Below are 12,481 nucleotides of genomic sequence, written 5' to 3' on the forward strand. Positions count from 1 at the left end.
ACACTCCCTTCCTTTTATTCTTCATCATCAAGAATATCATCTGCGAAATCCATGTCAGCATCATCGTCCTCGCTGTCATCCTCACCCTCGATATTCTCAAGCTCTTCGGTCTCTGCATTAAATTCCTGTTTCTGGAATCCCATCTTTCCGAAAGATTCGCTGTCTTCAAACGCAAAATCCTTATCTCCGGAAATGATCGCGTTCAGATCCGTATTTCCGTACTCGCTGGTCTCCATGAGTTCTACTTCCTCACGGTTTTCATCCAGAACTCTGACATCCAGTCCAAGAGACTGAAGTTCTTTTAAGAGAACCTTGAAGGATTCCGGTATACCCGGTTCCGGAATATTATCGCCCTTGATGATCGCTTCGTAGGTCTTCACACGGCCGATAACGTCATCGGACTTCACGGTCAGGATTTCCTGCAATGTATAAGATGCGCCGTATGCTTCCAGCGCCCAAACTTCCATTTCTCCGAAACGCTGTCCACCGAACTGTGCTTTACCACCGAGCGGCTGCTGTGTTACGAGAGAGTAAGGACCGGTAGAACGTGCATGGATCTTATCGTCTACCAGATGGTGGAGTTTTAAGTAATGCATGTGGCCGATGGTAACCGGTCCGTCGAAGAACTCTCCGGTTCTTCCGTCACGAAGCTGTACCTTTCCGTCTCTGGAGATCGGTACGCCCTTCCACAGTGCGCGGTGCGCTCTGTTGTCTGACAGATACTGCATTACGTCCGGGCGAAGCGTATCTTTGTATTTTGCTTCAAACTCTTCCCATGTTGTATTTACATAATCATTGGCAAGTTCCAATGTATCCTGAATATCAATTTCCTTTGCGCCGTCGAATACCGGTGTCTCAATATTGAAACCAAGTACTTTGGCTGCAAGACTGAGATGGATCTCGAGCACCTGTCCGATGTTCATACGGGAAGGTACGCCGAGCGGGTTTAACACGATATCGAGCGGACGGCCGTTTGGTAAGAACGGCATATCTTCTACCGGAAGCACACGGGAAACGACACCCTTGTTACCGTGACGACCGGCCATCTTATCACCGACAGAGATCTTTCTCTTCTGCGCAATGTAGATGCGGACAGCCTGATTTACACCAGGAGCAAGTTCATCACCGTTTTCTCTGGTAAATACCTTCGCCTCTACGACAATACCATATTCACCGTGCGGTACTTTTAAGGAAGTATCTCTGACTTCTCTTGCCTTTTCACCGAAAATAGCACGGAGCAGTCTCTCTTCCGCTGTAAGCTCTGTTTCTCCCTTCGGAGTTACTTTTCCGACCAGGATATCTCCTGCACGGACTTCCGCACCGATGCGGATGATACCTCTCTCATCAAGATCTTTTAACGCATCATCGCCGACACCCGGAACATCTCTTGTGATCTCTTCCGGTCCGAGCTTGGTATCACGCGCCTCTGCCTCATATTCTTCGATATGAACAGAAGTGTATACATCATCCTGCACCAGTCTCTCGCTGAGCAGTACGGCATCCTCGTAGTTGTAACCTTCCCAGGTCATGAAACCGATAAGCGGGTTCTTTCCGAGTGCCAGCTCTCCGCCCTGTGTGGACGGTCCGTCTGCAATTACTTCGCCCTCTTCTACATGATCGCCCTTAAATACGATCGGACGCTGATTGTAGCAGTTGGACTGGTTGCTTCGCATAAATTTGGTCAGCGGATATACTGTTGTTGTTCCATCATCATTCTTTACTGTAATTTCATTGGAAACCGATTTCTCTACGGTTCCGGCTTTCTTTGCAACTACGCACACGCCGGAGTCAACCGCTGCTTTGGTTTCCATACCGGTTCCGACAACCGGAGCTTCAGTCGTAAGAAGCGGCACTGCCTGACGCTGCATGTTGGATCCCATCAGGGCACGGTTCGCGTCATCGTTCTGTAAGAACGGGATCAATGCTGTAGCGACAGAGAACACCATCTTCGGGGATACGTCCATGTAATCAAACATGGTCTTGTCGTATTCCTGTGTTTCATCCAGGTAACGGCCGGAAACGGAATTTCTTACGAAATGTCCTTCTTCATCCAGCTTTTCGTTCGCCTGTGCTACATGGTAATTATCTTCTTCATCTGCGGTCATATAAACAACTTCGTCTGTGACACGCGGATTTTTCGGATCTGCCTTATCGATCTTACGGTATGGAGCTTCAATAAAGCCATACTCGTTGATTCTCGCATAGCATGCCAGTGAGTTGATCAGACCGATGTTCGGTCCTTCAGGCGTCTCGATCGGGCACATTCTTCCATAATGAGAATAGTGTACGTCTCGAACCTCGAATCCGGCACGGTCTCTGGAAAGACCACCAGGTCCAAGTGCGGACAGACGTCTCTTGTGGGTCAGCTCGCCGAGCGGGTTGTTCTGATCCATGAACTGGGACAGCTGGGAAGAACCGAAGAATTCTTTTACCGCCGCTGTAACCGGTTTGATATTGATCAGGCTCTGCGGGGAAATTCCCTCAAGATCCTGTGTTGTCATTCTTTCGCGGACAACTCTCTCCATACGGGATAAACCGATACGGTACTGGTTCTGAAGCAGCTCTCCGACCGCACGGATACGACGGTTGCCAAGATGATCGATATCATCATCGCTTCCCACGCTCCACTCAAGATGCATATTATAGTTAATGGATGCAAAAATATCATCCTTGGTAATGTGTTTCGGGATCAGATCATGGATGTTCTTGCGGATCGCTTCCTTGAGATCCTCAAAATTGTCATTCTCATCCATAAGCTGTTTTAAAATCGGGTAATACACAAGCTCTGTCACGCCAACTTCACGCGGATTGGTCAGCTCCGGAACCCATGTGCGGATATCTACCATCATAGAAGAAAGAACTTTGACATTGCGTTCTTCTTCCTGTACCCATACATACGGTACTGCCGCATTCTGGATCGTCTCAGCAAGTTCTCTGGTCACTTCTGTGCCTTTTTCCGCAAGGATCTCTCCTGTTGTGGTATCCACAACATCCTCTGCAAGCACATGTCCATTGATACGATTCTTGAAATGCAGTTTCTTGTTAAATTTATAACGACCTACCTTTGCAAGGTCATAACGTCTCGGATCAAAGAACATTGCCGTGATCAGGCTTTCTGCGCTTTCTACGGTAAGCGGTTCACCCGGACGGATTTTTTTGTATAACTCTAAAAGACCGTTCTCATAGCTTCCCTGCGGTTCTTTCTCCGTGATACACGGATCTTTCCCGAAGCTGGCAACGATCTTTGGCTCTTCACCGAACAGATCAATAATCTGCTGATTTGTTCCGACACCAAGCGCACGGATGAGCACTGTGATCGGAACCTTTCTGGTTCTGTCTACACGAACATAAAAAACGTCATTGGAATCGGTCTCATATTCCAGCCATGCACCACGGTTCGGAATAACGGTGCACGCATAGAGTTTCTTACCAACCTTATCATGAGAAATAGCGTAGTAGATACCCGGGGAACGAACCAGCTGGCTGACAATAACACGTTCTGCGCCATTGATTACGAATGTACCGGTCTCAGTCATAAGCGGCAAATCGCCCATGAAGATCTCATGTTCGTTGATTTCATCATTCTCTTTGTTGTGCAAACGAACCTTTACCTTCAAAGGTGCTGCATAAGTAGCATCTCTTTGCTTGCATTCCGGAATAGAGTATTTTACATCGTCCTCGCACAAAGTAAAATCTACGAACTCCAGACTTAAATGACCACTGTAATCAGCGATCGGGGAAATATCCGCAAACACTTCTTTTAATCCCTCGTCCAGGAACCACTGATACGAATCTTTCTGTACCTCGATCAGATTCGGCATCTGCAGAACTTCTTTTTGTCTTGAGTAACTCATACGTAAACCTTTTCCAGCCTTGACCGGACGTATTCTGTTTTTCTCCATTTGACGTTTCACCTCTCGTTTTTTTATTTAAAATCTACCTTTTCTACTACATAAGGTGTATCTTCCACTTGCTTTCCACTATTTTGGTAACACAAATAAGCCTACATCTCCACAATAGTGCAACGTATATGATAGCACAAATGTCAAGGATAAGTCAAGCTGCATTTTGACTTTTTTCATGTTTTCCCAAAAAGCGGACATACTAATCTGTTTCTTCTATATATAAAGGCCGCAGGTACATAATCCGACCAGCAGTGATGCCGCGCCAAATATCAAAGATGCTGTTCCCATATTTTTCCTCCATAACTCATCTGTCTGTTTTATTTCCTTTTCCCTCGTTGCTAGTATACAAAAAAGGCAGGAGTTTTCCTCACCCCTGCCTTTTTTGTTTCGCTTTTAGCTCAGATAATCCCAGTCATTTTTTGCAAGTAAATATGTAACCAGCGGGCAAACTACCAGGCCGACAACTGCACGACCGATATTGATCGCTGTCAGACCAGATACGAGACCGTAAGTAATCAGATTTACAACAAATCCAATAACTGCAGCTCCGCAGATCATATAAAATCCGACTTTCTTGCTCTTGAAAAGTAACATTGCGATTCCGACGATCAGTACAATTTCCAGCAAGAAGCTCACAACGCAAAGAACTGTGTAAACCGGTCCAACTCCAAGTGCTGCGGATCCTACTACAGCTGCCAGAGCACCCAGTGCTGTAATAATGTTAAGAACAAAAATGATCCATAACCAAACCTGTAATCCTGTGCCTAATTTTCTTTTTTCTTCCATTATTTTCTCCTTCATAACTCATATTTTATTGCGCAACGCATTTATTATATCATATCAGCTGTTAATTTCCTAGCTTTTTCTATGTTTGAGGGAAATTCGCCCGCGCGGGCTGACGCTTTGTTTCGCGGATTGCCGGGATATCACAGCTACAAGCAGTGCTTACTCGAAGCTTGCGCTTCTCGTGCGCGGGCTGGCGCTTCGTTTCGCGGACTGCCAAGGCATCTGCGATGCCTTGGCGCGCGTTGCGCCTTCAAATAAAAAGAAAGCCGCGCATGTACTCATATAAGTATGGTACATGCACGGCTCCCTTTTATTCTCAGTCCGCTGAACCGCGACTATTTTAAGGTTACTTTTGCACCTTCTGCTTCTAATTTAGCTTTGATGTCATCAGCTGTTGCTTTGTCAGCTGCTTCTTTAAGGATCTTAGGAGCTCCGTCAACTAAGTCTTTTGCTTCTTTTAATCCTAAGCCAGTTGCTTCACGAACAACTTTGATAACCTTAACCTTGTTCGGACCAACTTCTGTCAGCTCTACGTCGAACTCAGTCTTCTCTTCGCCTGCTGCTGCACCGTCTCCACCTGCTGCTGCAACTACTACACCTGCTGCTGCAGATACGCCGAACTCTTCTTCGCATGCTTTTACTAAATCATTTAATTCTAATACAGATAATTCTTTGATTGCTGCAATAAATTCTTCTGTTGTCATCTTTGCCATTTTAATTTCCCTCCATTTATGTTATGGTTTTTATTTTAATATTTCCAGCTTATTCTGCCGGTGTTTCTGCTGCTTCTTCTACCGGAGCAGCCTCCTCTGCAGGAGCTTCTGCTGTTGCTTCACCAGCGCCGCCTTTTTCTGCGATCTGATTAAGCACACGAGCAAAGTTGGTGATCGGAGACTGAATGCTTCCAAGGAATTTGGAGAGCAGTTCTTCTCTTGACGGTACAGCTGCGATTGCTTTCATGCCGTTTTCGTCATAGAAAGTTCCTTCTACAACACCGGCTTTGATTTCAAGTGCCGGAGCGGTCTTTGCAAATTTAGCCAGGATTCTTGCCGGAGCAGTCGCATCTGTTGTAGAGATTGCGAAAGCATTCGGTCCTTCCAGGCAATCTGCAAGGCTTTCAAATTCTGTACCTTTGATTGCGAAGTTCACAAGTGTGTTCTTATATACTTTGTAAACAACACCTGCTTCTCTTAACTGTTTACGCAACTCAGTATCTTCTGCAACGGTAAGTCCAAGGTAATTTACAACTACTACGGACTGTGCGTCTTTGATGTTTTCAGAAATTTCCTGCACGATTGGTTGTTTAAGTTCTACTTTTGCCACGAATCGTACACCTCCTTCTTTTATTTTTTATTGCTCTTTGAGGAAGTCTAAAAAAGTCCTCTCTGTGGAAGACAGAGAGGACGAATCATTCATATAGATATCATCTACATTTCCTCGGCAGGCACTTACGTTTACGCCTTGCGGCACCTACTGTCTTCGGCAATATGCTTTGCTATTATAGCATTAAAATTTATTGATGTCAACCAGCAATTAGGCTAACTTTGTTACATTGACCTTTACGCCCGGTCCCATGGTCGGAGCTACAGATACGCTCTTTAAGTACTGACCCTTTAATGTAGCAGGTTTTGCTTTGTTGATTGCACTGATCAGAGTCTGGAAGTTGTCTGTTAACTGTTCTTCAGTAAAGGATGCTTTTCCAATTGGCACATGGATAATATTTGCTTTGTCCAATCTGTACTCAATCTTACCAGCTTTGATGTCGTTAATTGCTTTTGTAACATCCATGGTAACTGTTCCGGCTTTCGGGTTCGGCATTAATCCCTTCGGTCCAAGGACACGTCCGAGACGTCCAACAACACCCATCATATCAGGAGTAGCAACAACTACGTCGAAATCTAACCATCCTTCATTCTGGATCTTCGGGATCAGTTCTTCGCCGCCTACGTAATCTGCGCCTGCTGCCTGAGCCTCATCAACTTTGGTTCCTTTTGCGAAAACCAAAACCTTAACTGTCTTACCTGTTCCATGCGGTAAAACAACAGCTCCACGAATCTGCTGCTCTGCATGACGTCCATCACAACCGGTTCTGATATGAACTTCGATTGTCTCGTCAAATTTTGCTACTGCTGCCTTCTTTGCAAGGCTGATAGCTTCTTCTGTATCATATGAAGTTGCGCGGTCGATAGCCTTTGCAGCTTCAAGATATTTTTTTCCTCTTTTCATTAAAAATTACCTCCTGTGGTAGTATCGGGAGAGGTCCCTCCCACTGTTTTCGATAGCTTTTTGTTCAATAAATCCGCGTTTTGTTTACTGTTCTACCTCAACGCCCATACTTCTTGCAGTTCCTGCGATCATGCTCATAGCTGCTTCTAAGGATGCTGCATTTAAATCCGGCATTTTTGTCTCAGCAATTTCTTTTAACTTATCTTTGGAAAGTGTTGCAACTTTTGTCTTGTTCGGAGTTGCAGATGCAGTCTTTAAATTGCATGCTTTCTTGATCAGAACTGCTGCCGGCGGAGTCTTTGTGATGAAGCTGAAGCTTCTGTCCGCATATACAGTGATGACTACCGGTACGACTGTGTCGCCCATGTCTGCTGTCTTAGCGTTGAACTGTTTTGTGAATTCAACAATGTTTACACCATGCTGTCCCAAAGCCGGTCCAACAGGTGGTGCTGGTGTAGCTTTTCCGGCAGCGATCTGTAATTTGATATATCCTTCTACTTTCTTTGCCATTTGAGGTTGCCTCCTTTTAAACTGTTTACATCTTCTTTACTTCTGCGAAACTTATTTCTACCGGTGTTTCGCGACCGAATAAGTCAACGTTAATGGTAACGATCTGTTTTCCATGATTGATCGTCTGAATTGCACCAACCGTGTCCTTCCACACACCGCCGGTAACAACGACCATGTCACCTTCTTCAAAATCGACTACCACATTGTCTGATTTGATTCCCAGCGTATTCATCTCAGCATCGGTAAGCGGTACCGGCTTGGATCCCGGACCAACAAATCCGGTCACACCTCTGGTATTTCTGACCACATACCATGTGTCGTCATTCATAACCATGTTGATCAGTACGTAGCCCGGAAACATTTTCTTCTGAACCTGCTTTTTCGCACCATTCTTCAGTTCAACAACGTCCTGCATTGGAACACGGACCTCTAAGATCTGATCCTCCAGATGTCTGTTTTCAATTGTCTTGTCAATGTTCGCTTTTACCTTATTCTCATATCCGGAATAAGTATGCGCCACATACCAATGTGCCTCTGCCATAAATAACCTCTGCCTCCTATAATTTCACCAGGATATCAACGCCATGCTGAATGAAGAAATCCAGCACCGCAATGATCAAACCTACAACTACTGACACAATAACGACTGCTGTCGTCTGTTTGGCAAGTGATTCTTTTGCAGGCCAAATAATTTTTCCAAATTCAGCCTTGAGGCCGGCAAACCAGTTTTCCTTTGGAGCTTTGCTTGTTTTCTCGGTTTCTCCCATAATCTCACTTCCTTACTGCTCAATCTGAATTATTTGGTTTCCTTGTGTAAAGTATGAGTTCTGCAGAATCTGCAATACTTTTTGGTCTCCATTCTGTCCGGATGAGCTTTTTTGTCTTTGGTCATGTTATAGTTACGCTGCTTACACTCTGTGCATGCTAATGTAATCTTTGTTCGCACAACTTCCACCTCCGTTTAAATTCTTTTGCTTGCGGTCTAATTTTAAGCATAAAAAAAAGACCTGTTACAATCGCTAGTCTAATATATCACAATCTCATATTCGCGTCAACACTTTTCTTGCGCCATTTTTATTAGGTTATGATACCATTATGCATAGTAGAAATCAAGAGTGTGTTTTGAAAAATTTTTTATATTTTTTCATTTTTCTCTAAATATTTTTCACTTTTTGCCGAAATAAGTTAATAATGAAGATTGTGTCCGGTGGAAACATTCTTTTCCGGATACAGCTAATTCGTGACAAACGAAAGATTTCGTATTATAATAGGTTTATCTGAAAATGGATTTTTGATTTATCCCGGTGCTTTTTGCACTCATTTCAAGGAAGAAAGGAGGGGATAACATGGCAAAGATTGACTCTGCCTATTCTTACTATCTGAACACTTACGGCAGTTCGGCTGTGTCACGTTATGACACGCACAAAAAGAGCGAACTGCGCAACACCTATAATCGCATCGTGAAGTTAAACAAAGAATCTCCTCTGTACAAGATTTCTTCCTCGGGGGATGTCAAAAAATTTGCGATCGATATCAAAGAAAATACCAGACGGATCCAGAACGTCGCGTCTTCCCTCTCAGAAGGCGAGGATGGACTGTGGAGTAATTTCCAGAAAAAAATTGCGGTTTCAAGTGACGAAGATCTTGTTACCGCCGAATATGTCGGAAACGGGAACGATGCGGAGAACACCGACAGCTTTTCCATCGAGGTAAAGCAGCTCGCCTGCCCGCAGGTCAACTACGGCAATTATCTGAAAAATAATGCGCTCGATTTTGCGCCTGGCAGCTATTCATTTGACTTAAATACCGTTTCCAATTCCTATGAATTTCAGTTCAATGTAAATGAAGATGACACTAACCGCAGTGTCTTAGCCAAACTTGCAAAGCTGATCAACGGTGCCGGTGTCGGACTGAATGCCAAACTTGTTATGGATGACCGCGATATGAGTGCCTTAAAGATCGAATCTGTACAGACCGGTCTCGAGGAAGGAAGCAAGGCCCTTTTTTCCATCTACCCGGGTACCGAAAATGCGTCTATCCAGGCAATGGACACGCTCGGAATCGACAACACGGTTTCACAGGCAGCCAATTCTTCTTTCCTATTAAATGGGAAGGAACATTCTTCGCTGTCCAACACTTTTACCGTCAACAATACGTTTGAAGTCACGCTGCACGGTGTCGGCAATGAAAATGAGCCTGCCGTGATCGGTTTTAAAACGAATGCGGACGCCATTGCGGACAATGTGGAGAAGTTAGTCAGTTCCTACAACGGCATTATTGAAACTGCCCACAACTATTCTTCCACGCAGCCGGAAAGCCACAAGCTGTACTACGATATGTCAAATGTCGCCTATCGGTTTTACAACGAATTTGAATCCATGGGGCTTGACATTGCAGATGATGGCATTATCCATATTGACCGTGACGCCTTAACAGACGCGGTTACTGAGGAAGATTCTCCGGTTTATTTTTCAGCGTTGAACCGCTTTAAGGATACTTTAAAAGAGAAAGCCTCCCAGGCTTCTTTAAATCCAATGGCTTATGTGGACAAAATCGTTATTGCCTATAAAAATCCGGGGCATAATTTCATCGCTCCGTATGTCACAAGTATTTACTCCGGCATGATGTTAGACCAGTTCTGTTAAATATGATAAAACGCTATTCAAAGTTTTTTCGACCAGACTTTTGAATAGCGCTTTTTTATTATCTTTCTTCCGGCTTTTCCCCAAATACTATGTCAAGCATCTGCTGCAGACGTATCCGGTAGGAATGCATTTTTTTGACCTTTTCATATCCGTGCATCGCGATCGCTTCCCGCTCCTTCTCATGCGACAGATAATACAGACTTTTCTCCACCAGATCCTTCTCGCCGTCAAAGCAGACAAAATCACGATCCTCCACAAAGATTTCCGGAAGTTCCGCCTGGAAATTTGTCATCAGAAAGCCTCCTGCCCCCATGATATCCCACATGCGAAGCGGCAGTCCCGTCTTGATATTCGGGATCGTAAAATTAAGGTTGATCCGGCTCATGCGGAACACTTTCGGCATCTGTGTCCAGTAATCCACGGATCCGCGGTAGTCCACCCGGATCAGCTCTTTGGTATTGCTGTTGGTATAAATAGAAACCGGCACCTGCCTGGACAATGCGATCAGTCCCCTTTTCCGCTGCATCGCGGCTATTTTAAAACCAAGCACTGTTGTAGAAAAAATAAGTCCGAGATCCGAAAAAGAATCCTCCGATTTATCCAGTTTAAAATACTGCTGCAGCTGTTCCAAGATATCCGGTGTCAGCATTTCCTCTATGATATTTGCGCCGCTCACACTCATCTGTGCCTGCATCACCGCCTCCAGATACCCCTTCAGATAATCCGGCAGCACAATCTTTAATTTATCGTAGGTGTTGCGTTCATAAAGGCTTCCCACAAACGCCACCTCATTGCGGTACAGTTCCAGATCGTCCGCTCCGTCTATGATCGCGTCCAGCCGGTCCGTATCCACTGCAAGGGGAAGGTAATACATGTGCTTTACCCCCATCCCCTGAAATTCCAGGCAGTTACTTTTGTCAAAATTAAAAATGTAATTGCAGTTATAAAACACGGAGCGATGGTACATGCTGATCAGCGGATTATCGCAGGACCAGGACAGATATTTCACGTTGCATTTTTCGCACACAATGGAAACTACCGCAAAGTAGTTTACCGTAAACACAAAATCATATCTCTTGTTTTTAAGCATCTGTTCCAGCCTGTGCTCAAATGTCTCGTCCCTGTCATAGCTTTCCAGTTTCTGCTCTATGACATCCACTTCATGCCCCATCGCCAGGAACGTTTCTTTTATATCACGATAATTGTATGCCTTCCATTTATAGATTAAAATCCGCAATCTGTTCCCTCCAGCATGGAAAGCACCTGTTTCATACGGCTTTCCCATGTATGTTTCTCACTCGCGCTCTCATACCCCACATCCGCGATCTGCTGCATTTTTTCCGGATGATCCAATAGATCCCATACGATCTCCGGCAGCCTTACAATCTCTTCCAGTTTAAAACGAACCATGGCTTTTTCAGCTTCAAATTCCTCTCTGAGATAAGCCGAATCATCCGTAACCACACACGCTCCCGCTAACATCCCATTAAATATACGGTCATGTGCCCCCGCCTTATACCAGGTCATTGTATTCAGGACGATCTTTGCCTCACACATCAGCGGCAGAATCTCCGGCGCCAGAACTTTTCCGCCATAATGCAGATGCGGATTGTGGCTCCATTCACATTCATTCCACCCGGTTCCATAAGCCGTCACGGAGACTCCACTCTCCACCAGGAGTTTCACGGCCTGCTCCCTGAAAAAAGAGGTCGCGTAAGAATCCAGGAAACGCATCTTTACGATCCCCGCGAACAGATCCGGCTCCTCAAGTTCTATCCCTCGCTCTTTTAAATATGCCTCGATCGCATCCTCCGTCGTAACCGCCGGATTTTTGATCAGATCTTCCAATACCTGCCTTGACATATCGATCGCGTCAAACTGCGTGATCGCAGACAGATCCGGAACCAGCATTCCCGCAGTAAAAAACGGCAGCGAACCCGCATACAGCACCTCTATCTTCCGATCCCTGATCCGCTTTTTCGCGCCCGGCAATTTCACACCCGCGTGTGGCAAAAATCCCACCCGTTCTATTTCGGGATAAAAGCGATGCATAAAACCCCCATGATTTTTATCGGTGCAAAAGACCCACGCTGTCTTCGGCATATGCGCCAGCGGCCCGGTATAGTGAAATGGATGATCCATCAAAATGTTTACATATGGAATTTCAAACTGTTCCCAGATATTTTTTCCTTCAGACAGCTCCAGATTGTACCCGAGATTGTTAAATGTAATGGCTGCAAAAACCGGTGTCATGGCAAAAAGGGCAAATTCTTTCAGACTCTCTTCCATATGCCCCGCATCTAAGACCAGACACTCACAGCCCATCTGCTCCAGCGCTTTTTTGATTTCTCTTGTAAACAGATCAATGGTATCGTAAACACCCTCGATCAATACGATTTTTTTCTTCAT

12 protein-coding genes and 1 other annotated feature are annotated in these 12,481 nt (G+C 45.0%); of the genes, 1 reads left to right on the top strand and 11 read right to left on the bottom strand.

Features of this window, described 5'->3' with window-relative positions:
* Positions 1-14: 14 nt before the first annotated feature.
* The 9 genes from rpoB to rpmG form a co-directional block, all read right to left on the bottom strand.
* Positions 15-3,902, bottom strand: coding sequence for a DNA-directed RNA polymerase subunit beta (gene rpoB, locus H8Z76_RS06180; protein ID WP_147618458.1), 3,888 nt, complete (start codon positions 3,900-3,902; stop codon positions 15-17).
* 396 nt (positions 3,903-4,298) lie between these two features.
* Positions 4,299-4,691, bottom strand: coding sequence for a hypothetical protein (locus H8Z76_RS06185; protein WP_022514190.1), 393 nt, complete (start codon positions 4,689-4,691; stop codon positions 4,299-4,301).
* Positions 4,692-5,026: 335 nt separating this feature from the next.
* On the bottom strand, positions 5,027-5,404 hold the full coding sequence (rplL, locus tag H8Z76_RS06190) for a 50S ribosomal protein L7/L12 (RefSeq protein WP_147618459.1): 378 nt from the start codon (positions 5,402-5,404) through the stop codon (positions 5,027-5,029).
* A 49-nt stretch (positions 5,405-5,453) separates the two neighbouring features.
* The gene (rplJ, locus tag H8Z76_RS06195) at positions 5,454-6,014 is read right to left on the bottom strand and encodes a 50S ribosomal protein L10 (RefSeq protein ID WP_147618460.1); all 561 of its coding nucleotides are present in this window, start codon (positions 6,012-6,014) and stop codon (positions 5,454-5,456) included.
* 41 nt (positions 6,015-6,055) lie between these two features.
* Positions 6,056-6,192: a sequence feature (ribosomal protein L10 leader region), on the bottom strand.
* Positions 6,193-6,224: 32 nt separating this feature from the next.
* Entirely contained in the window at positions 6,225-6,917 is a 693-nt protein-coding gene (rplA, locus tag H8Z76_RS06200; protein WP_022516228.1) for a 50S ribosomal protein L1, read from the bottom strand.
* Positions 6,918-7,001: 84 nt separating this feature from the next.
* On the bottom strand, positions 7,002-7,427 hold the full coding sequence (rplK, locus tag H8Z76_RS06205) for a 50S ribosomal protein L11 (protein WP_022516227.1): 426 nt from the start codon (positions 7,425-7,427) through the stop codon (positions 7,002-7,004).
* A 25-nt stretch (positions 7,428-7,452) separates the two neighbouring features.
* Positions 7,453-7,968 (bottom strand): transcription termination/antitermination protein NusG, encoded by a 516-nt coding sequence (nusG, locus tag H8Z76_RS06210; protein ID WP_022516226.1) that lies wholly within the window; start codon positions 7,966-7,968, stop codon positions 7,453-7,455.
* 16 nt (positions 7,969-7,984) lie between these two features.
* Positions 7,985-8,194 (bottom strand): preprotein translocase subunit SecE, encoded by a 210-nt coding sequence (gene secE, locus H8Z76_RS06215; RefSeq protein ID WP_022516225.1) that lies wholly within the window; start codon positions 8,192-8,194, stop codon positions 7,985-7,987.
* Positions 8,195-8,223: 29 nt separating this feature from the next.
* Positions 8,224-8,373 carry a 50S ribosomal protein L33 gene (rpmG, locus tag H8Z76_RS06220; protein ID WP_147618461.1) on the bottom strand — a complete coding sequence of 50 codons (150 nt, stop codon included), beginning with the start codon at positions 8,371-8,373 and terminating at the stop codon, positions 8,224-8,226.
* 400 nt (positions 8,374-8,773) lie between these two features.
* Here rpmG and fliD point away from each other — a divergent pair, with 400 nt between their 5' ends.
* The gene (gene fliD / locus H8Z76_RS06225; RefSeq protein WP_022516224.1) at positions 8,774-10,072 is read left to right on the top strand and encodes a flagellar filament capping protein FliD; all 1,299 of its coding nucleotides are present in this window, start codon (positions 8,774-8,776) and stop codon (positions 10,070-10,072) included.
* 58 nt (positions 10,073-10,130) lie between these two features.
* Here fliD and H8Z76_RS06230 read toward each other — a convergent pair whose 3' ends face one another.
* Together H8Z76_RS06230 and H8Z76_RS06235 are read right to left on the bottom strand one after the other, a co-directional pair.
* The gene (locus H8Z76_RS06230) at positions 10,131-11,309 is read right to left on the bottom strand and encodes a CgeB family protein (protein WP_243240448.1); all 1,179 of its coding nucleotides are present in this window, start codon (positions 11,307-11,309) and stop codon (positions 10,131-10,133) included.
* Positions 11,297-12,481: a glycosyltransferase family protein gene (locus tag H8Z76_RS06235; RefSeq protein WP_186981960.1), complete on the bottom strand. Its 1,185-nt coding sequence runs from the start codon at positions 12,479-12,481 to the stop codon at positions 11,297-11,299. Before H8Z76_RS06235 ends, H8Z76_RS06230 begins: the two co-directional genes overlap by 13 nt.

This window comes from Roseburia yibonii, from assembly GCF_014297335.1.
Lineage (GTDB): Bacteria > Bacillota > Clostridia > Lachnospirales > Lachnospiraceae > Roseburia_D > Roseburia_D yibonii.